Below are 22,630 nucleotides of genomic sequence, written 5' to 3' on the forward strand. Positions count from 1 at the left end.
CCGTTACGAAAGCTTGCTTGCCTCCGCACTATGGCACAGCGCCCGCCCAAAAAAAGCGCCGGATGTGCCGATTTCGGGAAGGGGGCGGGAACCCTGCACCGAAACCGGGCATTCTTCCCATTGCCCTCCAAGGAAAAACTGGCAAAAACTGGCAAAAGGCAAAAACTGGCAAAAGGAATGGCCGCATGAGCGTCGTGTCCACGATCATCGGGACTGCCGAACGTGTGCCGCTGCCCGACCTCGTGGTCCGCGCCGCAATCCAGCGCCTGTGCTCGCGCACCGCAACGCGTCTCGCCGCACACGGCGTGTCCGACGATGCGGCCTTCGCAGGACGGATGATGCTGCGACCGATCGCCGAGCACACCGACGCCGCCAACATCCAGCATTACGAAGTGCCGCAAGACTTCTTCGCGCAGGTCCTGGGCCCGAACCGCAAATTTTCGTCCTGCTTCTACAAGACCGATGCGACCACCTTGCGGGAGGCCGAGGAGGAAGCGCTACGTCAGACCGTCGAGCATGCCGGCATCGCCGACGGCCAGGCCATTCTCGAGCTCGGCTGCGGTTGGGGCTCGCTGTCGCTGTGGATCGCACGGCAGTTTCCGAATGCCAAGGTGACGGCGGTGTCGAACTCGCAGTCGCGGCGCACCCATATCGAGGGGATGGCGCAGAGCCGCGGCCTGCTCAACCTACGCGTCGTCACCGCCGACATGAACGTGTTCGCGCCGGAAGGCCAGTTCGACCGCATCGTCTCGGTCGAGATGTTCGAGCACATGATGAACTGGCGCAAGCTGATGACGCGCGTGCGGTCATGGCTCGCCCCCGAAGGGCGCTTCTTCATGCACATCTTCACCCATCGCGCCGGCTCCTACGAGTTCGACCGCTCCAATCGCGAGGACTGGATCGCGCAGCATTTCTTCACCGGCGGCGTGATGCCGAGCCATCAGCTCATCCGGCAATACGCCGACATCTTCGCGATCGAGAAGGAATGGCGCTGGAGCGGCACGCATTATCAGCGCACCGCCAATGACTGGCTCGACAGTTTCGACGCGCATCGCGATGCGATCGAATCGTCCTTGCGCAACGTCTATGGCGACGAGACCACTCTGTGGATGCGGCGCTGGCGCTGGTTCTTCCTCGCCACTGCAGGCCTGTTCGGTTACGCCGACGGAACCGAGTGGGGCGTGAGCCACTATCGGATGAAACCTGCCGATGAATTGCGATGTTGTGTCGCAGCACGCGGCGATGGAACCCGACTCACAATCCGGTGAATCCTGAAAGGCTCTGTATTTCTAGTGCTGTAGCTCATGTGACATTGGGCCGCCGCTGTCCTCATTGCATTGCAGCAACCACCATTTATTTTCGATTTCAAATCACACTCTCCGGAACAACCCGGAGAGTTCAAAGAGCAGTGTGCAATTCAACCGGGGCAACTTTCCATATGTCAGGATTTCGTGCGCGATCCGCATGCCTAGCAGTGATGCTGGTGACCGCGGCGCCGCTTCTTGCGGCCTGCGATGAGTCGAACTCCGCGATCGTTCAGGCCCAGCCGTCCGAACCCGATGTCAGCGTGGTCACGGTCAGGCCGCAGCCGCGCGCCGTGGTCCGGGAACTGCCCGGCCGGATCGCGCCGACTCGCGTTGCCGAGGTTCGGCCGCGCGTCTCCGGCGTCGTGGTCGAGCGCCTCTTCCACCAGGGCAGCGAAGTGAAGGCGGGTGATCCGCTCTACCGCATCGACCCGCGGCCATTCGAGGTCGAGGTGATTTCGAACGAGGCGGCGCTGGCCAAGGCGCAAGCGCAGCTCCAGCAGGCTCAACAGCATGCCCGCCGCATCGCGACCCTGACGAACCAGCGTGCAGCCCCCGAGGCGGAGAACGAGAAAGCCATCGCATCCGAGCGGCAGGCCCAGGCCGAGGTCGAGGGACGCAAGGCCGATCTGGCGCGAGCCAAGCTCAATCTCGACTATGCGACCGTGCGCGCGCCGATCGACGGGGTGGTCGGGGCGGCGCTGGTCACCGAAGGCGCACTGGTCGTACAGAACGAGACCAACCTCGCCACCATCCAGCAACTCGATCCGGTCTACGCCGACTTCACCCAGTCGGTCACGGAGCTCAATCAGCTTCGTCGTGCCTTCGAAAGCGGCGATCTCGAGCGCATCGAAGCGGGCGCCGCCAAGGTGCGGCTCGTGCTCGACGACAATTCGGTCTATGAGCTGAACGGCAAACTTCTGTTCTCCGACGCCAGGGTCGAGGCCAATACCGGCCAGCTGACGCTGCGCGGTGAGTTCCCCAATCCCAAGCGTGAATTGCTGCCGGGCATGTATGTCCGCGTGCGTATCGATCAGGGCCTCGACTCCGACGCGATCGCCGTGCCCCAACAGGCAGTCCAGCGCAATGGCGGCGGCGGTAGCGAGGTGTTCGTCGTCAAGGACGACAACCGCGTCGCCGTGCAACCGGTGCGCACCGGTTCGGTTCAGGACGGCGTCTGGTTCGTGACGGAAGGGTTGAAGGCCGGCGACAAGGTCGTGGTCGAAGGATTCCAGAAGTTCGCGGCCGGCGATAGGGTCAAGCCGCAATCCTGGGCCGAGGCCGACGCGACCGTGGAAAGCCAACGCGCGCAACTCGTGCAGTAACGCACCATGGCGAGCTTCTTCATCGACAGGCCGATCTTCGCCTGGGTCGTCGCGCTGTTCATCTGTCTGATCGGCGCGATCGCGATCCCGCTGTTGCCGATCGCGCAATATCCGATCATCGCGCCGCCATCGATCTCGATCTCGACGAGTTACCCCGGCGCGTCGCCGGAAAACCTCTACAACAGCGTCACGCGGCTGATCGAGGAGGAGCTCAACGGCGCCTCCGGCATTCTCAATTTCGAATCGACCAGCGACTCGCTCGGCCAGGTCGAGATCACAGCCAATTTCGTGCCGGGCACCGATACCAGCGCGGCTTCGGTCGAGGTGCAGAACCGCATCAAGCGCGTCGAAGCCCGTCTGCCGCGGGCGGTGATCCAGCAAGGCATCCTGATCGAGGAAGCCTCGAGCGCGGTGCTCCAGATCATCACGCTGAACTCGACCGACGGCAGTCTCGATGAAGTCGGCCTCGGCGACTTCATGATCCGCAACGTGCTCGGCGAGATCCGCCGCATTCCCGGCGTCGGCCGCGCCACGCTCTATTCGACGGAACGCAGCTTGCGTGTCTGGATCGATCCGGCAAAGCTGGTCGGCTATGGGCTGACCGCGGACGACGTCAACAAGGCGATATCAGCGCAGAACGCGCAGGTCGCCTCGGGCAGTATCGGCGCCGAGCCGTCGACCTCGAGCCAGCGCACCTCCGCGCTGGTGCTGGTCAAGGGCCAGCTGTCCTCGCCCGACGAGTTCGGCGCGATCATCCTGCGCGCCAACGCCGATGGCTCGACCGTGCGGTTGCGCGACGTCGCGCGCATCGAGGTCGGCGGCCTCAGCTACCAGTTCAACACCCGCCTCGACGGCAAGCCCACCGCCGGTCTCTCCGTGCTGATGTCGCCGACCGGCAATGCGCTCGCGACCGCAAGCGCGGTCGAGGAGAAGATGAAGGAGCTGTCGCGCTTCTTCCCCGCCAACATCTCCTATGAGATCCCCTACAACATCACGCCGGTGGTCGAAGCCTCGATCAAGAAGGTGCTGTCGACGCTGGTCGAGGCCGTGGTGCTGGTGTTCGTGGTGATGTTCCTGTTTCTCCAGAACATCCGCTACACCATCATTCCGACCATCGTGGTGCCGGTGGCGCTATTGGGCGCCTGCACCATTCTGCTGCTCGCCGGCTATTCCATCAACATGCTCTCGATGTTCGGCATGGTGCTCGCGGTCGGCATCCTCGTCGACGACGCCATCGTCGTGGTCGAGAATGTCGAGCGCATCATGGCGGAAGAAGGCCTGCCGCCGAAGGAAGCGACGCGCAAAGCCATGTCACAGATCACTGGCGCCATTATCGGCATCACGCTGGTGCTGATGGCTGTGTTCGTGCCGATGGCGTTCTTCCCGGGCTCGGTCGGCATCATCTACCGCCAGTTTTCGGTGACCATGGTTGCCGCGATCGGCTTCTCGGCCTTCCTGGCGCTGTCGCTGACGCCGGCGCTGTGCGCAACCTTGCTCAAGCCCGTCACGGCGGGTCACGGTCATGCGAAGAAGGGCGTGTTCGGCTGGTTCAACCGCATGCTCGAAGGCGGCAAGGAGGGCTATTCCCGCACCGTCGGCTTCTCGCTGAAGCGTACGGGACGCCTGATGCTGGTCTATGTCGCGCTGCTGGCCGGCCTGTCCTGGGCCTTCGTCAATTTGCCCGGCGGCTTCCTGCCCGTGGACGACCAGGGTTTTGTCACCACCGACGTGCAGACGCCATCGGATTCGTCGTACGGCCGCACCGAGGCCGTGATCGAAAAGGTGGAAAAATATCTGGCGCAGCGGCCAGGCGTCGACAACGTCACCTTCCTCACTGGCTTCAGCTTCTCCGGCCAGGGCATGAACACCGCGCAGGCCTTCATTACGCTGAAGGACTGGTCGGAGCGCGGGCCGACGGAATCTGCCGCGGCGATCGTCAATGACATCAACCGCGACTTGTCGTCGTCGATCCGCGACGCCAAGATCTCGGCGTTGCAGCCGCCGCCGATCGACAATCTCGGCAATTCGTCCGGCTTCTCGTTCCGCCTCCAGGATCGCGGCCAGAAGGGCTATCCGGCCATGATGCGCGCCGCCGGTCAGCTGATCGCGGAAGCCAATGCGAGTCCGGTGTTGCAAAAGGTCTATGTCGAGGGCCTGCCCGAAGCCGGCGTGGTCAATCTCGTGATCGACCGCCAGAAGGCCGGCGCCTTCGGCGTCACCTTCGAGGACATCAACAACACCATCTCGACCAATCTCGGCTCGAACTATATCAACGACTTCCCGAACCGCGGCCGCATGCAGCGCGTCGTGGTGCAGGCCGACGCCCGCGACCGCATGAGGACCGAGGACATCCTCAACTACAACGTCAAGAACAGCCGCGGCCAGCTCGTGCCGTTCTCCTCCTTTGCGACGGTCGAATGGTCGCGCGGTCCGACCCAGATCGCCGGCTTCAACTATTATCCCGCCGTGCGCATCTCCGGCGAAGCCAAACCCGGCTTTACCTCGGGCGATGCGATTGCCGAGATGGAGCGGCTTGCCGGCAAACTGCCGCGCGGCTTCGGCTATGAATGGACCGGACAGTCGCTCCAGGAAAAACTGTCGGGCTCGCAGGCGCCATTCCTGCTGGCGCTGTCGGTCTTCGTGGTGTTCCTGTGTCTGGCCGCGCTTTATGAGAGCTGGACCATTCCGCTCGCAGTGCTGCTCACCGTGCCGCTCGGCATCGTCGGCGCGGTGGTCGCCGCGATGCTGCGGGGTCTCCCGAACGACGTCTATTTCACCGTCGGCCTCATCACCATCATTGGTCTCGCCGCCAAGGACGCGATCCTGATCATCGAGTTCGCCAGGGATCTGCGCAAAGAAGGCAAGCCGCTGGTGGACGTCACCATCGAGGCCTGCCGCCTGCGCTTCCGTCCGATCCTGATGACCGGCCTCGCCTTCATCTGCGGCGTGCTGCCGATGGCGATCGCCCACGGCGCCGGCGGCGCCAGCCAGCAATCGCTCGGCACCGTCGTGATGGGCGGCATGATCGCGGTGGTGATCTTGGCGCTACTGATGGTGCCGGTGTTCTTCGTCACGGTACAGCGCGTGTTGGCGGGGGACAGCGAGAAGGCAGAGAAGGTTGAAGGCGAGGCGTACGGGCCGCCGGCACCGGCGAGGGCCGGTCACTGAACGCGGGATCGGTCGGCTTGCTTTCTCGGAGGCGTCAATCCAGACTGCATCTCTGGATTGAATGAGCATGTGTTCGCGCCATCGCGCAAATGCACAGCCAACCCGCCGATTGAGAACATGTGATGCGTCTGACCGACGTTGCGATCTCTAACTACCGCTCCATTCGGCAGCTCTCGATACCAATCCACCCCTTGTCCGTATTCGTGGGCGAGAACGGTGTCGGTAAATCCAATCTCTACAAGTCCTTGTCGCTGTTGCGCGACGCGGCAACCGGGCGGATCACGCGCACGATCGCCGACGAAGGCGGATTGAATTCGGTCTGCTGGTCCGGCCTCCGCAAGCGCGGCGAGGATGGACGACTGCGGTTGTCGGCCAAATTCGAGCGTCTCAACTATTCCATCGAGATCGGATTTCCTAGCCCGGCTGAGGCGGCGTTTTCCGGCGAGCCGATGATCAAGGCCGAAAGTATCGAGGCGACGCAGGGCAAGCGAACGGTTCAACTGATGGAACGGAAAAATTCGCTCGTCAGCGTTCGCGGCGAAAGCGGCGCATGGAGCAGCCACAAGGACGCGGTGCTTCCGTCCGAGACGGCGCTTGCGGGTTTTTCCGATGGCAAAGAATGCCCCGAAATCGATTTGATCAGAAACGCAATGCTGGGCTGGCGCTTCTATCACGACTTTCGCACCGATCCGGCGTCACCGATACGAAAGCCGTGTCTGGCGATTACGACGCCCTCGCTCAGTGCCGATGGAAACGATCTGGCCGCGGCCCTGGCGACGCTCTATACCATTCGGGAAGACGCCACCGACCTGCAGGACGCAATCCAGGATGCATTCCCGGGCGCTGAACTCCGCGCATGGGAGGCAAATGGCTGGTGTGAATTTGATCTGCAACTGGCGGATATGCCGCGGCCATTCAAGGCCCACGAATTATCCGATGGGACGCTGAAATACATCTGCCTGCTCGCAGTTTTCATGGGCTATCGGCTGCCGCCCTTCATCGCGCTGAACGAACCCGAGACCAGCCTGCATCCGTCGCTGCTGGCGCCACTGGCGCGGCTGGTCGCCAAGGCATCACATCGCGCCGACATCTGGATCGTCACCCATTCGGAGCAACTGATGGAGGCATTGCGAACCGAGAGTTCGGTCCCGCTTCGCCGGGTGATCAAGCCGAAAGGTGCCACGACCATCGAGGGTCTGACCATTGGCGGTGAATATCGGGACGAGGAATCGGACGACGACGATTCCTAGACATCAGGGCCACAACTGCTGGCACACGCATGAAGCCTACGACTTTCCCTAGGAAGCCGGCGTCGTCGTCCACGAGGACGATCGGCACTGGGGACCGCACGAAAAGTTTGCCTTCGCGAGCACGAGGGTCGGGGCTATTGGCACGGCCGCAAATGGGTGGCGTGGTAAATTCACCTCCTGACGCAAGACCGGAGGCCGCGCTTTAGCGGCCTTCGGTCAGATGAAGCGCTGGCTAGAGAATAGCCTCGATGCCTTTGCGGCGGATCACGTTGAGCAGCACGAGGGTTGGGCCGGTTGGGTGTTTGTCGCCGCGTTCGAGCTGTGACACGTAACCAGCCGTTACGTTGAGGTACCGGGCGAAAACCGCTTGGCTCAGTTTCGCCCGCTCGCGGATGGCCTTGACGTCGGCGCCTGAAATTTTCGCCGTGGCAGCGGCGGGCATGTCTGAGGCCCCGAGATGTCGCATGGTGATCTTGTCGCGGGCTGCCTTCGATAGCAGACCGCTCTTGTGCATGTCATGCGCCGTTTCCAGCAGCTCCTTTGCGAGCCGACTGGTCTTTGCCTTCTTTTTTGCTTTCGTTGCCATCATGCACATCGATTAAAGTTCCATCGTTTATTGCTTGGTCGATTTTCTCTTTGTTCGCGCCCAGAAACGAGGCTGCGATTTCACGCAAAGTGAACAGCTCGCCGTTGCTGATGTTCTCGCGCTCATTCTTAGCGAAGGCAAAAAGGTAGACGGCGCGATCCGAGCCAAACCCGATCAACATACGAAAGCCGCTTCTTTTGCCCTGCCCCGGACGAGCAACCCGCTGCTTAATGACCTTGCCGCCAAGATCGGCGTCGATCAGGCCACGCTTGGCACGATCAACGGCCTCAACAAGGGCTGCATCGTCGATGCCATGCTGGCGGGTGAACTTAGCAAGCGTTCTCGTCTTGAAAATACGCAAAAGCGTCTCTCTAGTTCTATAAACTAGAGTTTGTAGTGCTATATTTCAAGATGATTGTGCGCAAGAATCGTGCGTTTTTGGGAGCGAGAGCGTGCAGCGCTTAAGCGATCCTGGACAACGCCAACGGCAGAGAACGCGGTTGGCGTTGTAGCCGTAAGTCGCTTTCTTCACCTCGCCCCGCTTGCGGGGAGAGGCCGGATCGCATCGTGAGATGCGATCCGGGTGAGGGGGACTGTCCGCGAGTCCAATTCGTACAGTCTTTGCGGAAGCGGCCCCTCACCCCAACCCTCTCCCCGTAAGAACGGGGCGAGGGAGCGCACTGTCAATGCGGCCCGCCTACTTCCGCAACACCTTCACCAGCTCCCCGTGGACGAACTCATTTCCGCACACGACGTCGCCCGTCACCAGGGCATCGCCCGGTGTGTTGATGTCGCTGATGGTGCCGCCTGCTTCGCGCACCATGATCTGGCCGGCGGCGATGTCCCAGGGTTGCAGGTCGCGCTCCCAATAGCCGTCGAGGCGGCCGGCGGCGACGAAGGCGAGGTCGAGCGAGGCGGCGCCGAAGCGGCGGAGGCCCGCGACGCGGTCCTGGATCGCGGTCATCTCGCGGCGGAATTCCTCGTGGTCGCCGCGACCGAGATGGGGCAGGCCGCAGGCCACCACGCATTCGTTGAGCTGGCGGCGGCCGGCGACGCGCAGGCGCTGATCGTTGAGGAAGGCGCCCTTGCCGCGCTCGGCGATGTAGAGCTCGTCATTGGCGGGGTTGTAGATCACGCCGGCGATGATGGTGCCTTCGCGCGAAAGCCCGATGGAGATCGCGAATTGCGGGATGCCGTGCAGGAAGTTGGTGGTGCCGTCCAAGGGATCGACGATCCAGGTGTGGCTCTTGTCGGAGCCTTCGCGCTGGCCTCCTTCCTCGCCGATGAAGCCGTAGCCCGGCCGGGCCTTGGCGAGGTCTTGATAGAGGATTTCTTCGGCGCGCTTGTCAGCGAGCGAGACGAAGTTTGCCGGCCCCTTCAGCGAGACTTGCAAATGCTCGATCTCACCGAGATCGCGCTTGAGGCTGCGGCCGGCGCGGCGCGCGGCTTTGACCATGACGTTGATAGTGGCGGAATACAGCATGAGCTCTGGTCTTGATCGGGGAGGGGCGCGAAATCACGCCATTTGAGGGGATTGGGTGCCCCGCGAGGGACCAAACGTCAAGTCATTTGGTCCCGAGCCATTTCTTGGCGGCGGCTTCGGCCTTGGCGCGGTCGTCAGCAGGCAGATCGGCAAGCTGTTTGTCGAGTTCGGGATCGCCCTTGCCCGACGTCTTGGCCACCAGGTGCCATTTGAACCCCTCGATCTTGTCCACGGGCGCACCCATGCCGTTGATCAAGACCCAGGCCAGCCGGTTTTGTGCGATCGCGCTGCCTTGGCGGGACGCCTTGCGCAGCAACGCCACGGCCGCCGGCTGGTTCTTCGGCGTGCCGGTGCCGTTGAACAGCGCGATGGCATATTCGACCTCGGCATCGACGTTGTCGGCCAATGAGGCGGCCTGGAGCAGCCGCACCGACTTGTCGAGGTCCTTGGGCACGCCGGTGCCTTCCTTGTAGAAGGTCGCGAGCGCGTATTGAGCCTCGGGCACGCCGGCATCCGCCGCCTGGCGCAGTAGTTCGGCGGAGCGCTTGACGTCCTGCGGCAGGGTCTGGCCGTCCAGATAAAGCAAAGCGAGGTTATAGGCGGCCTTGGGCTCGCCGAGCTTGGCGGCGGAGGCCATCAGCTTGACCGCCTCGCCCTTGTCGACAGGACCGCCGCGGCCGGCAATGCGCAGCATCGCGAGCGCAAACATCGCCTCGCGGTCGCCGGCGTCGGACGCGCGCTTGTACCACTCGACCGCCTTGGCGTAGTCGCGCCTGATGCCCATAGCGTTGGAATAGAGCTCGCCCAGCATGGTCATGGCCTTGGCGTCGCCGGTCTTGGCACGCGCACTGGCGAGATCGAAGGCGGTCTTGTACTGGCCGCGCTGATAGGCGCCGAACACGAGGTCGACGTTGGAATCGTCGGTCGCCGGCGCCGGGATCACGGTTGCCGGCAGCGTCGGGCTCGGCGAGGCCGATGGCTTTGGTGCGGCCTCCTTTTTCTTGGTGATCGTGTGGGGCGCGACCTTCGGCTTTTCCTTCAGCTTTTCCTTGGGCTTTTCCTTCGGATTTTCCCTGGCTTTCTCGGTCGATGGGCTTGGGATCGTCGCCGGCGGCGTGATCTGGAGCTGCGCGGCCGCGGGCGCTGCCAGCAGCAGCGTGGCCAGAAGCGTGATGCGCGGGAGCGTCATGGCGGGCGCTAGCTCTGGCCCACGGCAACAGCCGTGTAGGCCTTCTTGATCGCGGCGTCGGCCTCGATCAGCGCGGCCTCGGGCCCGCGCGGGTCGGCCCAGACCAGATCGCCGACCAGCACGAAATCGGCGCCGCTGGCGGCGAAGTCATGAGCCTCCTCGAACGAGACCGCGAAGCCGACGCAGGGCGGCTCGAACAGCTCGGCCCACCAGTCCAGCCGCTCGGCAATCGCCTGGGACGACGGTCGCTGGCCCTTGGCGTCGGGCTCGCCGAACAGCAAATAGTCCGCGCCGATCTCGCCGGCGTCCATCGACTCGTGGCGCGTCTCGAGCCCGCCGACGCCGGCGATGCGGTCGGGCTTGAGCGACGGCATCGCCTCCTCCAGTGCGGCGATGCCTGCGAGGTGCGCGCCGTCGGCGCCGCCGCGCGCGACCAGATCAGGATGGCCGTCGATGAGGAGGGCCGCGCCGGCGCTCTGCACGATCGGCGCCAAGGCCTTGATCCGCGAGATCATGGTGCGCTGGTCGGTCTCCTTCAGCCGTACCAGCACGGCTGCGACATCGGCCGCGGCGAGCAGGGCCGGCAGCTCGGCGAGAAGCGATGTGGGATCATCGACAACAGGCGTCGCGAGATAGAGGCGCGGCGCCGGGCGCGGCGGAGGCGATTTGTTCGACAAGATCTAGGCTGCCTTCTGTTCCAGGCTGCTTTGCCATTCGCCTTTGGAGGCGAGGCCATTCATGCGTGCGCGATGACTGAATGCGTTCTGTCCGGCCGTGACGTTCTCGGCCTTGCCGGACCAGGCCTTCTGCGGCGCGGCCTGCAGGGCGCGGCCGTAGGAGAAGGTCAGGCCCCAGGGCAGCGGGCCGAGCTTGTGCATGGCGTTGAGATGCGCGGTCGCCTCCTCGTCCGACTGGCCGCCGGAGAGGAAGGCGATGCCGGGCACTGCCGCCGGCACGCACGCCTTCAGCAGCCGTATCGTCTTCTCGGCGACTTCCTCGACGGAAGCCTGCTTCGCGCACTTCTTGCCTGATATCGCCATGTTCGGTTTCAGCACCATGCCTTCGAGCGCGATGCGCTGCACGCGCAACTCCTGGAACGTCTTGTTGAGCACGCGGCTCGTCACCTCATAGCAGCGGTCGATGTCGTGGTCGCCGTCCATCAGCACTTCCGGCTCGACGATCGGCACGATCTGCGCGGCCTGGCAGAGCGCGGCGTAGCGCGCCAGCGCATGGGCATTGACCCTGATCGCCGTCATGGAGGGGATTCCGGTGCCGATATCGATCACCGCCCGCCATTTGGCGAAGCGCGCGCCGCGCTCGTAATATGTCTTCAGGCGATCGGCGAGCTTGTCGAGCCCGACGGTGACGGTTTCACCCGGGCACATCGGCAAGGCTTGCGTGCCCTCGTCGACCTTGATGCCGGGGATGGCGCCGCTATCCTCGATCAGCTTGACCAGCGGCGTGCCGTCCGCAGCATTCTGCCAGATCGTCTCGTCATAGAGGATCACGCCGGAAATGTACCGGCTCATGGCGTCCCTGGAGCGGAACAGCATTTCGCGATAGTCGCGGCGGCTTGATTCCGTCGATTCCACCCCGATCGCGTCAAACCGCTTCTTGATGGTGCCGGAGGATTCGTCGGCGGCAAGGATGCCCTTGCCTGATACGACCATGGCGGTCGCGATCCTGTTGAGCTCAGTCAGATTCATCGAGAGGTCCTCCCAAAACGATGCTGCCCTTGCCTGTGAAAATAGACGGTTCTCGGGCAATTGCCGAGTTAACGTTGGTCGCAGGGGAAGGGGGATAGGAGGCGGTTGGGGCGAAAAAGGAGCGGCTGGCAAAGGTTCACCTCGCCCCGCCTGCGGGGAGAGGTCGGTCGCGAAGCGACCGGGTGAGGGGGACTCTCCGCGAGTCCGTTTTTCACCGTCCTTTGTGGAAGCAGCCCCTCACCCGACCCTCTCTCCGCGAAGAGCGGGGAGAGGGAGGGATAGATCACGCGACGCGGGGGGCGAGCTCGCCCTTGGCGTAGCGCTTGGCCATTTCTGCCGGGGTCAGGACCTTCTTGAACTTGGCGGCCTGGCCGGCGGTATTGAACTCCTGGAGCCGCTGCTTGCACAGCTTGGTCATGGCTTCCATCGCGGGCTTCAGGTACTTGCGCGGATCGAACTCTTCCGGATTGTCCTTGAGGACCTTGCGGATCTGGCCGGTCATGGCCATGCGGTTGTCGGTGTCGATGTTGATCTTGCGCACGCCGTGCTTGATGCCGCGCTGGATCTCGGGAACGGGCACGCCCCAGGTCGGCTTCATCTTGCCGCCATAGGCGTTGATGATGTCCTGGAGGTCCTGCGGCACCGAGGAGGAGCCGTGCATGACCAGATGCGTGTTCGGCAGCTTGCGGTGGATCTCCTCGATCACGTTCATGGCGAGGATGTCGCCGTCCGGCTTGCGGGTAAATTTGTAGGCGCCGTGAGACGTGCCCATCGCGATCGCGAGCGCGTCGACCTGGGTCTCCTGGACGAATTTCACGGCCTCGTCCGGATTGGTCAGCAGCTGGTCGTGGCTGAGCTTGCCTTCGGCGCCGTGGCCGTCTTCCTTGTCGCCCATGCCGGTCTCGAGCGAGCCGAGCACGCCGAGCTCACCCTCGACCGAGATGCCGCCGAGATGGGCCATGTCGGTCACGGTCTTGGTGACGCCGACATTGTAGGTCCAGTCGGCCGGGCTCTTGCCGTCGGCCTTCAGCGAGCCGTCCATCATCACTGAGGTGAAGCCGGCCTGGATCGCGGTCATGCAGGTGTCGGGGCCGTTGCCGTGGTCGAGATGCACGCAGACCGGGATGTGCGGATAGATCTCGGTCACCGCATCCATCATGTGCTTGAGCATGATGTCGTTGGCGTAGGAGCGTGCCCCGCGCGAGGCCTGGATGATGACGGGGGCGTCGACCTGGTTGGCCGCGTCCATGATCGCCAGCGCCTGCTCCATGTTGTTGATGTTGAAGGCCGGGACGCCGTAATCGTGCTCCGCCGCATGGTCGAGCAATTGACGCAACGTGATCCGAGCCATCTGTCTTTCTCTCCGTTTGGGCCTAAGGGCCGCTTGTTTCTTGCTGATTTCTTGCCGATGAATTACTTGGTGCGCAGAACTTCGACGCCGGGCAGGGGCTTGCCTTCCATCCATTCAAGAAATGCGCCACCGGCGGTCGAGACATAGGTGAACTGACCGGCCACATGGGCCTGGTTGAGGGCCGCAACGGTGTCGCCGCCACCCGCGATCGAGACCAGCTTTTTCGCCTTGGTGCGTTCGGCGGCATGCTTCGCGGCCGCCATCGTGCCGCGGTCGAACGGCTGCATCTCGAAGGCGCCGAGCGGTCCGTTCCAGACCAGCGTCGCGGCATCGTCGATCGCCGCATGGATGCGCGCGATCGACTGCGGGCCGACGTCGAGGATCATGCCGTCCGCCGGGATCGCGTCGAGGCCATAGGCATGCGAGGGCGCGTTGGCGGCAAAACGATAGGCAACGGTGGCGTCCACGGGCAGGATGATGGCGCAGTTGGCGGCTTCCGCCTTCTCCATGATGCGCAGCGCAGTCGCGGCGAGATCCTTCTCGGCCAGCGATTTGCCGATTCCGACACCCTGGGCGTGCAGGAAGGTGTTGGCCATGCCGCCGCCGATCACCAGCGCATCGACCTTGTTGACGAGGTTTTCCAGCAGGTCGATCTTGGTCGAGACCTTGGCGCCGCCGATGATGGCGATGACCGGCTTGGTCGGCGAGCCCAGCGCCTTCTCCAGCGCATCGAGCTCGGCCTGCACGGTGCGGCCGGCATAGGCCGGCAGCTTGTGGCCGAGGCCTTCGGTCGAGGCGTGGGCGCGGTGCGCCGCCGAGAACGCGTCATTGATCCAGATGTCGCCGAGCCTGGCGAGCTCCGCGACGAAATCCGGATCGTTCTTTTCCTCTTCCGGGTGGAAGCGGGTGTTTTCCAGACAGAGGATGTCGCCATCCTTCAGGCTAGCGACGGCCTTCGCCGCGGGCTCGCCGATGCAATCCTCGGCGAACGCGACCGGCTTGTTCACGACCTTCGACAGCGCTTCGGCCACCGGCTTCAGCGACTCCTTTGCATCGCGGCCCTTCGGCCGGCCGAAATGCGCGAGCAGGATGACCTTGCCGCCCTTGTCGGCGATCTCCGTGATGGTCGGCGCGACGCGCTCGAGCCGGGTCGCGTCACTGACGCGGCCGTTGTCCATGGGCACGTTGAGATCGACGCGCAGCAGCACGCGCTTGCCCTTCACGTCGACGTCGTCGAGGGTGCGGAATTTGTTGGTCATCTCTGGCTCTCTTGTCCCGGGCGCATTGCGGCGCGAAGTGCCGCGATGCAGAACCGGGAGTTGACGCTGGAGGAACATGGGTCCCGGATCCGCGAAGCAGCGTTTCACGCTGCATCGCGTCCGGGACACGAGAGCGGAGTTAGATCACCTTCGCGAAGGCGACGGCGGTGTCCGCCATGCGGTTCGAAAAACCCCACTCGTTGTCGTACCAGGCCATCACGCGCACCAGCGTGCCGTTCTGCACCTTGGTTTGGTCCTCGTGGAAGGTCGCCGAGTGCGGATCGTGGTTGAAGTCGATCGAGACGTTCGGCGCGTTGGTGTAGCCGAGAATGCTCTTGAGCTGCTGCTCGGAGGCGCGCTTCATCGCCGCGTTGATCTCCTTCGGATCGGTGGCGCGCTTGGCCACGATCTTGAGGTCGATGACCGAGACGTTCGGGGACGGCACGCGGATCGAGACGCCGTCGAGCTTGCCCTTCAATTCCGGCAGCACCAGGCCGATCGCCTTGGCGGCGCCAGTCGAGGTCGGGATCATCGACATCGCCGCCGCGCGGCCGCGGTAGAGATCCTTGTGCAGCGTGTCCAGCGTCGGCTGGTCGCCGGTATAGGCGTGGATCGTGGTCATGAAGCCGGTCTCGATGCCGACCAGATCGTTCAGCACCTTGGCGACCGGCGCGAGGCAGTTGGTGGTGCAGCTGCCGTTGGAGACGACCATGTGCTCCTTGGTCAGCGTGTCGTGGTTGACGCCGTAGACGATGGTGGCGTCGGCGCCGTCAGCCGGCGCGGACACCAGCACGCGCTTAGCGCCGGCGGTCAGGTGCGCAGAGGCCTTGTCCTTCGAGGTGAAGATGCCGGTGCATTCCAGCGCGATGTCGACGCCGAGATCCTTCCAGGGCAGCTTCGAGGGATCGCGCTCGGCGGTCACCTTGATCTTGCCGCCGCCGAGATTGATCGTGTCGCCGTCGACGGTCACGGTGCCGGGGAAGCGGCCATGGACGCTGTCGAAACGGAGCAGATGGGCGTTGGTCTCGACCGGGCCGAGGTCGTTGACGCCGACCACTTCGATATCCTTGCGGCCGGACTCTGCGATCGCCCGCAGGACGTTGCGGCCGATGCGGCCAAAACCGTTAATGCCAACGCGGACTGCCATCTTTCGTCTCCTTCAATGACCGTTGTCATCCCGCCGGACGCGCGGTTAACGCGTCAGCGAGGGTTTTTTAGGGCGGACGCCCGGTTCAGCCGGGCGGAGCTTGATCATATGAGAGATTACGTAGTCCTTTTTTTTGGCAAGCTCAACTCTCAGGAAACGCGCTTCAGGACAGCGTTAACCGCAGCCTCGGCGGTAATGCCGAAATGCTGAAAGACCTTGTTGAGAGGGGCGCTGGCGCCGAAGGAATGCATGCCCACGAATTCGCCATCCGGGCCGATCACGGCGTCCCAGCCCCAGCGCACCGCGGCCTCGATGGCGACCTTGATCGGCGCCTTGCCGATGATCTCGTCGCGGCGTTCCTTTGGTTGCGCTAGCAGGAGTTCGAGCGAGGGGACCGATACCACCCGTGTCGGAATGCCGCGCTCGGCGAGCTGTTTCTGGGCGGCCACAGCCATCTCGACCTCCGAGCCCGAGGCGAACAGGGTCGCCTTGGCTTCGCCTTGCGCGGCGACCAACTCGTAGGCGCCATATTGGCAGGGGCTTTCGTTCGGCGCATTGGTGCGGAGCTGCGGCAGGTTCTGTCGCGTCAGCGCCAGCACGGTCGGTCCGTCGATTCGGTTGAGCGCGAGTTCCCAGCACTCGGCGACCTCGATGGAGTCGCAGGGGCGGAACACGCGCATGTTCGGGATGGCGCGAAGTGCGGAGAGATGCTCGACCGGCTGATGGGTCGGTCCGTCTTCGCCAAGGCCGATGGAATCGTGGGTCATCACATAGACCACGCCGGTGCCCATCAACGCGGCAAGGCGCATGGCCGGACGGGCGTAGTCCGTGAACACCAGGAACGTGGCTCCGTTCGGCGCGAAGCCGCCGTGCAGGAAGATGCCGTTCATGGCGGCGCACATGCCGTGCTCGCGAATGCCATAATGGATGAAGCGGCCCTTCGGCGTCTTGGCGGAGAAAGCGGTCGCCGACTTCGCCTTGTTGTTGTTGGAGCCGGTGAGGTCGGCTGAGCCTGCGAGGAATTCCATCGGCATCGCCCCGGCGATGACTTCGATCACGGCCTCCGAGGACTTGCGCGTGGCCGCAGTCATCGGCTTTTCCAGCAGTTCCTTCTTGTAGGTTTTGAATGCCTTTGCCAGCGACGCCGGACGCTCATGGCGCAGGCGGCGCTCGAACTCGGCGCGCTTGCGGCTGCCGAGTTCACCGAGCCTCGCTTCCCATTCCTGACGAGCCGCCGCGCCGCGGCTGCCTGCCGCGCGCCACGCCTTCAGCACGTCGTCGGGCACCGAGAACGGCTCGAGCGAGATGCCGAGATTTTCCTTGGCCGCCTTGAGCTCGTCGGCGCCGAGCGCCTCGCCATGGGCCTTCGCGGTGCCGGCCTTGTGCGGCGCGCCGAAGCCGATCGTGGTGCGGCAGGCGATCAGCGTCGGCTTGCTGGATTTTTGCGCGCGGGTGATGGCGGCTGCGATCGCCGCCTGGTCCTGGCCGTCGATCTTCTCGGCGGCCCAGCCGCACGCCTTGAAGCGCTTCACCTGGTCGACGGAATCCGAGATCGAGGTCGGGCCATCGATGGAGATGCCGTTGTCGTCGTAGAGCACGATCATCTTGTTGAGCTTCCAGTGCCCGGCCATCGCGATCGCTTCCTGCGACACGCCCTCCATCAGGTCGCCGTCGGAGGCGATCACATAGGTGTGGTGGTCGACGATCTTCTTGCCGAACTCGGCGGCCAGCATTTTTTCGGCGAGCGCCATGCCGACCGCAGTCGAGATGCCCTGGCCGAGGGGGCCGGTCGTGGTCTCGATGCCCTTGGTGTGGCCGTGTTCGGGGTGTCCCGGCGTCAGCGATCCCAACTGGCGAAAGTTCTTGAGCTGCTCGATCGTCATCTCGGCACTGCCGGTGAGATGGAGCAGCGAATAGAGCAGCATCGAGCCGTGGCCGGCCGAGAGCACGAAGCGGTCGCGGTCGGGCCAGTCCAGCGCGGCAATGTCGAATTTCAGGAATTGCGTGAACAGCACCGTGGCCATGTCGGCGGCGCCCATCGGCAGGCCCGGATGGCCCGATTTCGCTTTCTCGACAGCGTCCATGGCGAGGCCGCGGATCGCGTTGGCCATACGGGTGTGGTCGACCTGCGTCATGTCTGAAATCCGTCTGAAATGAGGCGCTTGGCGACGGAGTGCGCCCGCGCGGAAAGAAGCCTTTCGGCCACTGAAAGTCGGGGCTGGGATAGCACCTCGGTTCCGGGAGTCCAAGGCGATCAAACGCCGGTTTGGCCGGAAAAGTTGCTTACGGCATGATCCGGAAAAGTGGCGGGCCGGTTTTCCGGCGAGATCATGTCCAAGAGAAACTGCTAGATCGGGATGAATCTCATCCCGATCTAGCAGTGCATAGTTTCGCGGCGGCGTTGCGCTCGGCTGGCTTGCCACGTAAATTTCTGCTTCTAACCGCTTGCCGAACCGAGTCTTTTGCCGGGCGGCAAGCCCAAGGATAAGCCCAAGGAAAAGCCCACGGGCAACGCCACAGGTTCCGCCGCTGACTGCATGAACGATCGCGTATCCAACAGCTCTGCCATGACGGAGTCCTCCGCCGTCGAGATCGAGATCGCGACCCGCAGGCTCACGGCGGCGCTCGACGCGCTCGAGAGCGCGGTCGAGCGCCGGCGCGATGCCGATCGCGACGAGAACGAGCTCGCGACGCGGATTCAGGCATTGGGCGCAGACCGCTCGCGGCTTGCCGACGAGCTCGACGGCGCACTGGTGAAGGCGCGCAAGCTCGAGCGCACCAATCGCGAAATCTCCGATCGGCTCGATTCCGCAATCGTCACGATACGCTCGGTGCTCGATACCGGAGAGGATGGATGAGCCACATCAACGTCACCATCAACGCCCGGCAATACCGCATGGCCTGCGAGGAGGGCCAGGAGGTGCGGCTGCTGAAGCTCGCCGAAAGCCTGGAGACGCGGATCCAGTCGCTGCGCGGAAAATTCGGCGAGATCGGCGATGCGCGGCTCACCGTGATGGCGGCACTGACCGTCTGCGACGAACTGGTCGACGCCGGCAACCGCATCCGCACCATGGAGCAGGAATTGACCGAGCTGCGGGATTTCCGCAATGCCGCCGTCGAGCGCGCCCGGATGACCCAGACCGCGGTGGTGAACGCGCTGAACGCCGCCGCCGAACGCATCGAGAAGTCGACCCAGGTCCTGAACCGGACCGTCGGCAACGGCATCGCGATCGGGTAGGCTCCGCTGCGCTCCCTCTCCCGCTTGCGGGAGAGGGTCGGGGAGAGGGTTTCTCCACGATCGAGGACCCCCAAGAGGAGAGAGCCCTCACCCGCGCCTTCGGCGCGACCTCTCCCGCAAGCGGGAGAGGTTAAGCGAGCCCGCGGCGCGAGCAACTGACCAAACACCATCCAGTCATTTGCGATCGCGCTGGCGATTCGTCAGCATCGTTGTTACATTGCCCGAGCGAGGCTGCTGCGCGCGTCCGGAGCCATATATCCCCGGGGCCTTATCGATCCTTTAGGGAACTGTCCCTGGCCGGGCCCGTGGGCTCGGACATATGGTGCCCACCTACTTTCGTAGGGAACTCCGGGATCGAGCGCTTCAACGGCGTCTGCGGCTTCGCACTGTTGTTTGCTTGGTTTGTGCTTGTTGAAACGACTGCGGCCAGTTCAGCAGGTGTCATGCTCCGGCCTAGTGCGCAATTGTGCACGGGGGACCGGGGCATCCAGTACGCCGCGGCTTTTGTGTGAATCACCACTGCCTCTGGAATACTGGATCACCCGCCTTCGTGGGTGATGACGTGGGGACCGAGCGCATGACCAATACCAAGTCCGAACTCCGTGCCAAAGCCCTCGCAAAACGCGACGGGCTGAGCGAGAAGAAGCGCGTCGCTGCCGCCACAAAGCTCGCCAAGCGCGGGCTGCCGTTCAAGCTGCTGCCCGGGAGCATCGTCTCCGGCTACTCGCCGATCCGCAGCGAGATCGATCCGATGCCGCTGCTGAGGAGGCTCGCGGAGGAGGGCGCGCGACTGGCGCTGCCCTGTGTGACCGCGCGCGGTCAGTCGCTGGTCTTCCGCATCTTTCATCCGAGCGACCGGCTGATGCTCGGCCCGCTCGGCATTCCCGAACCGTCGCCGGCAGCTAGCGAAGTCATTCCCGACATCATGCTGACGCCGCTTGCGGCCTTCGACCGTCTCGGCCATCGCATCGGCTATGGTGCGGGGCATTACGACTTCACCTTCGCACACTTACGCAAAGCCAAGAACATCATCGGCATCGGGCTGGCTTTTGCAGTGCAGGAGATCGAGGCGGTTCCGGCACTATCCCACGACGTGGCGCTGGATTATGTGCTAACGGAATCCGACGTGTTGGAATTCCGGAGTTCTGAAGTTGCGCATTCTCTTCGTGGGTGATGTCGTCGGCCGCAGCGGCCGCAATGCCATCGCCGAATATCTGCCCGGCATGGTCAAGGACTGGTCGCTCGATTTCGTGGTCGTCAACGGCGAGAATTCCGCCGGCGGCTTCGGCATCACCGAAGCAATCTACCAGGAGTTTCTCGATGCCGGCGCCGATGCGGTGACGCTCGGCAATCACTCCTGGGACCAGCGCGAGGCCCTCGTGTTCATCGAGCGCGCAGAGCGCCTGGTACGTCCCGCGAACTATCCGCGCGGCACGCCCGGCCGCGGCGCCGCTTTGGTCGAGACCAAGAACGGCAAGCATGCCCTCGTCGTCAATGCGCTCGGCCGCGTCTTCATGACCCCGTTCGACGATCCCTTTGCCGCACTGGAGCGCGAGCTCGGCGCCTGTCCGCTCGGTGTTGCCGCGGACGCCATCGTCGTCGACTTCCATTGCGAGGCGAGCAGCGAGAAGCAGGGCATCGGCTTCTTCTGCGACGGCCGCGCCAGCCTCGTCGTCGGCACCCACACCCACGTGCCGACCGCCGACCACCAGATCCTCACCGGCGGCACCGCCTACATGACCGACGCCGGCATGACCGGTGACTACGATTCCATCATCGGCATGCAGAAGGAAGAGCCGCTGCGGCGGTTCACGTCGGGGATTCCGTCAGGCCGGTTCGAGCCGGCCGCGGGCGTGGCGACGCTCAGCGGCGTGGCGGTCGAAACCGATGACGCGACGGGGCTTGCGCTCAAGATTGCACCGGTGCGTGTGGGTGGAAGGCTGGAGCCGGCGACGCCGCGATTCTGGTTGAGCTGAGTTTTCGCGCGGCGCTGACGGTGCACCCTCGCCCCTTGTGGGAGAGGGTGGCTCGCCGCGTAGCGGCGAGACGGGTGAGGGGTATCTATCCGCGAGTCTCACTTTAAGCTGCACTCCCAGAGACGGCCCCTCATCCGGCGCTTCACGGCACCACGCATGTCTCCGGTGTGAAGGCAAAGTGGCAAAAAAATCGCAAGAACCTTTTGCGGCCATTCGATAGGATGGTTCTCGTTGAGCCACGTGAAATTACCCACCTGTTCAAGCGACAATGAAAATCGATTCCAAACTTATCGCAGGAATGCCGATTAAGATGGCCCGCGACTTGATGCGCGAACTGCATCGGCCCGACCGCGTCAACGTGGAGGCCGTCCTTGACTTCCTTAATAACGAGCATTGGCGCTGCACGGTGGATGCCGCCTGCAAGAGCAATCCTAGAATCCCTAGGACCCTTCGTCAGCGGTCCGATGCTGATGATCGTAAGCAGTATTGCAAGATTTGGGGCTTCAAGTTCAAGCTGGTTAAGGTGGCTGATGCTCAGCGCATCTTCGCGGAGCTACTATCAGAGGGCTACTTTGAGCCACATAAACCTGAAAGCGACTGGGACAAGGCTCAATATGAGACCAGCCAAAAGGGGCGGCAGCGAATCTGACGAAGCGTTTCGACCGCGCAAAGGCTGACAAGGAGGTCGCCGCTCTAATTGAGCGCGCCAACGAGATCAATAGACGAGATGAGCTGGTCTTCTTCGTAGCCAAGATCAGCGCGTTCGGTTCGTACGTCACTGACAGCGATGACCTGGGTGATATAGATCTCGTGATCGAAACCGTACCGCGTCGAGATGGCCATACCGACGAGTCGCATTACCGCGCAGATAACAGCGGTAAGGCGTTGGATTGGTCGTCGAGCCTATACTATGGTCAACGCGAGGTTCTCCAGTTACTGCGATCACGCAAGGCTCGTTTGTCGTTCGCCTATGCATCGACGGTTGAACGGCTGAACACCAAGACTCTGGTGCTGTTCGAATGGCATCCCAGCGCAGAGCGTCGCGCCGAGATGGAGGCCTTCGATTGGCGACTACACGAACCGCTGCGCCAAGTGAGCGAATGGCTAGCATCGAATCCCGGAATTAATGCCGATCCTGTCGAGATCGCGCGCTGGTGCAAGGATTTTGCAGCCATATTATCGAAACCTCGGTCGCACCAACTGTTTCACGACTGGAGTGCAAATGCTGCGCATGATTTCTTGTCCTACTGGGGCAAAACAGCTTCCGAGGCAGCCGCCGAGAAGGCACACAGAATGAAATGGGAGGAATACCGCGAGCGCGTCAGCTACTACATCACTGAATACTACGAAAGACAGGTCAACGCTCTGATCGAGGCGGAGATCTACGCGGATTTCGCGAGAGGAGTGGGCGAAATGGATGCTGCGATCCTGATCGCCAGGCGCTCACGATGGAATTTGATCAAAAATAGGGTCGGATGGGTTTCGCCGCTGCAACAGCGTATCGGCGAAATGGAAGGAGGCGAAACAAACGATCCAGAAACAAACGATCCATAAGCCGCTCGCATTCGAATGTGGAGCCAACCCCTCATCCGGCGCTTCGCGCCACCTTCTCCCACAAGGGGCTAGCTTGGGCACAGATCTCTTGCAC

Annotated in this window: 20 protein-coding genes and 1 other RNA gene; 11 read left to right on the forward strand and 10 right to left on the reverse strand. The window is 63.3% G+C overall.

Annotated elements, in window-relative coordinates:
• Positions 1–185: 185 nt before the first annotated feature.
• From JJE66_RS14780 to JJE66_RS14795, 4 genes are all read left to right on the forward strand, one after another.
• The gene (locus JJE66_RS14780) at positions 186–1,268 is read left to right on the forward strand and encodes a cyclopropane-fatty-acyl-phospholipid synthase family protein (RefSeq protein ID WP_200514961.1); all 1,083 of its coding nucleotides are present in this window, start codon (positions 186–188) and stop codon (positions 1,266–1,268) included.
• A 170-nt stretch (positions 1,269–1,438) separates the two neighbouring features.
• Positions 1,439–2,629, forward strand: a complete 1,191-nt coding sequence (locus JJE66_RS14785; protein ID WP_200514962.1) for an efflux RND transporter periplasmic adaptor subunit — start codon at positions 1,439–1,441, stop codon at positions 2,627–2,629.
• A gap of 6 nt (positions 2,630–2,635) precedes the next feature.
• On the forward strand, positions 2,636–5,797 hold the full coding sequence (locus tag JJE66_RS14790) for a multidrug efflux RND transporter permease subunit (RefSeq protein ID WP_200514963.1): 3,162 nt from the start codon (positions 2,636–2,638) through the stop codon (positions 5,795–5,797).
• 122 nt (positions 5,798–5,919) lie between these two features.
• Positions 5,920–7,047 (forward strand): AAA family ATPase, encoded by a 1,128-nt coding sequence (locus JJE66_RS14795; protein WP_200514964.1) that lies wholly within the window; start codon positions 5,920–5,922, stop codon positions 7,045–7,047.
• A 232-nt stretch (positions 7,048–7,279) separates the two neighbouring features.
• Here the strand turns inward: JJE66_RS14795 and JJE66_RS14800 are convergent, their stop codons facing one another.
• The 10 genes from JJE66_RS14800 to tkt form a co-directional block, all read right to left on the reverse strand.
• Entirely contained in the window at positions 7,280–7,561 is a 282-nt protein-coding gene (locus JJE66_RS14800) for a DNA-binding transcriptional regulator (protein WP_246756190.1), read from the reverse strand.
• Position 7,562: 1 nt separating this feature from the next.
• Positions 7,563–7,994 (reverse strand): type II toxin-antitoxin system RelE/ParE family toxin, encoded by a 432-nt coding sequence (locus JJE66_RS14805; protein WP_200514966.1) that lies wholly within the window; start codon positions 7,992–7,994, stop codon positions 7,563–7,565.
• A gap of 336 nt (positions 7,995–8,330) precedes the next feature.
• Positions 8,331–9,116 (reverse strand): inositol monophosphatase family protein, encoded by a 786-nt coding sequence (locus JJE66_RS14810; protein WP_200514967.1) that lies wholly within the window; start codon positions 9,114–9,116, stop codon positions 8,331–8,333.
• An 82-nt stretch (positions 9,117–9,198) separates the two neighbouring features.
• On the reverse strand, positions 9,199–10,305 hold the full coding sequence (locus JJE66_RS14815) for a tetratricopeptide repeat protein (protein ID WP_200514968.1): 1,107 nt from the start codon (positions 10,303–10,305) through the stop codon (positions 9,199–9,201).
• A gap of 8 nt (positions 10,306–10,313) precedes the next feature.
• Entirely contained in the window at positions 10,314–10,982 is a 669-nt protein-coding gene (locus tag JJE66_RS14820; protein WP_200514969.1) for a thiamine phosphate synthase, read from the reverse strand.
• 3 nt (positions 10,983–10,985) lie between these two features.
• Positions 10,986–12,011 (reverse strand): class I fructose-bisphosphate aldolase, encoded by a 1,026-nt coding sequence (locus JJE66_RS14825; protein ID WP_200514970.1) that lies wholly within the window; start codon positions 12,009–12,011, stop codon positions 10,986–10,988.
• Between the two features lie 283 nt (positions 12,012–12,294).
• Entirely contained in the window at positions 12,295–13,362 is a 1,068-nt protein-coding gene (gene fba / locus JJE66_RS14830) for a class II fructose-bisphosphate aldolase (RefSeq protein WP_200514971.1), read from the reverse strand.
• Positions 13,363–13,424: 62 nt separating this feature from the next.
• Positions 13,425–14,621, reverse strand: coding sequence for a phosphoglycerate kinase (locus JJE66_RS14835; RefSeq protein WP_200514972.1), 1,197 nt, complete (start codon positions 14,619–14,621; stop codon positions 13,425–13,427).
• A gap of 139 nt (positions 14,622–14,760) precedes the next feature.
• Positions 14,761–15,768: a type I glyceraldehyde-3-phosphate dehydrogenase gene (gene gap, locus JJE66_RS14840; RefSeq protein WP_200514973.1), complete on the reverse strand. Its 1,008-nt coding sequence runs from the start codon at positions 15,766–15,768 to the stop codon at positions 14,761–14,763.
• Between the two features lie 149 nt (positions 15,769–15,917).
• A complete protein-coding gene (gene tkt, locus JJE66_RS14845; RefSeq protein WP_200514974.1) occupies positions 15,918–17,903 on the reverse strand; it encodes a transketolase in 1,986 nt (661 codons plus the stop codon).
• A 402-nt stretch (positions 17,904–18,305) separates the two neighbouring features.
• On the opposite strand from tkt, the gene JJE66_RS14850 reads away from it, so the two are divergent.
• The 7 genes from JJE66_RS14850 (at position 18,306) to JJE66_RS14880 (ending at position 22,536) form a co-directional block, all read left to right on the forward strand.
• Positions 18,306–18,626, forward strand: a complete 321-nt coding sequence (locus JJE66_RS14850) for a DUF4164 domain-containing protein (RefSeq protein ID WP_027530137.1) — start codon at positions 18,306–18,308, stop codon at positions 18,624–18,626.
• The gene (locus JJE66_RS14855; RefSeq protein ID WP_027530136.1) at positions 18,623–19,006 is read left to right on the forward strand and encodes a cell division protein ZapA; all 384 of its coding nucleotides are present in this window, start codon (positions 18,623–18,625) and stop codon (positions 19,004–19,006) included. Before JJE66_RS14850 ends, JJE66_RS14855 begins: the two co-directional genes overlap by 4 nt.
• Before the next feature lie 225 nt (positions 19,007–19,231).
• Positions 19,232–19,392: non-coding RNA, 6S RNA (gene ssrS, locus JJE66_RS14860), on the forward strand.
• Between the two features lie 191 nt (positions 19,393–19,583).
• A complete protein-coding gene (locus tag JJE66_RS14865; RefSeq protein ID WP_200514975.1) occupies positions 19,584–20,180 on the forward strand; it encodes a 5-formyltetrahydrofolate cyclo-ligase in 597 nt (198 codons plus the stop codon).
• Complete coding sequence (locus tag JJE66_RS14870) at positions 20,158–20,982, forward strand: TIGR00282 family metallophosphoesterase (RefSeq protein ID WP_200514976.1); 825 nt, start codon at positions 20,158–20,160, stop codon at positions 20,980–20,982. Before JJE66_RS14865 ends, JJE66_RS14870 begins: the two co-directional genes overlap by 23 nt.
• A gap of 268 nt (positions 20,983–21,250) precedes the next feature.
• Positions 21,251–21,631: a hypothetical protein gene (locus JJE66_RS14875; protein ID WP_200514977.1), complete on the forward strand. Its 381-nt coding sequence runs from the start codon at positions 21,251–21,253 to the stop codon at positions 21,629–21,631.
• Positions 21,632–21,792: 161 nt separating this feature from the next.
• Positions 21,793–22,536, forward strand: a complete 744-nt coding sequence (locus tag JJE66_RS14880; RefSeq protein WP_200514978.1) for a hypothetical protein — start codon at positions 21,793–21,795, stop codon at positions 22,534–22,536.
• Positions 22,537–22,630 lie beyond the last annotated feature (94 nt).

This window comes from Bradyrhizobium diazoefficiens (genome assembly GCF_016612535.1).
Lineage (GTDB): Bacteria > Pseudomonadota > Alphaproteobacteria > Rhizobiales > Xanthobacteraceae > Bradyrhizobium > Bradyrhizobium diazoefficiens_C.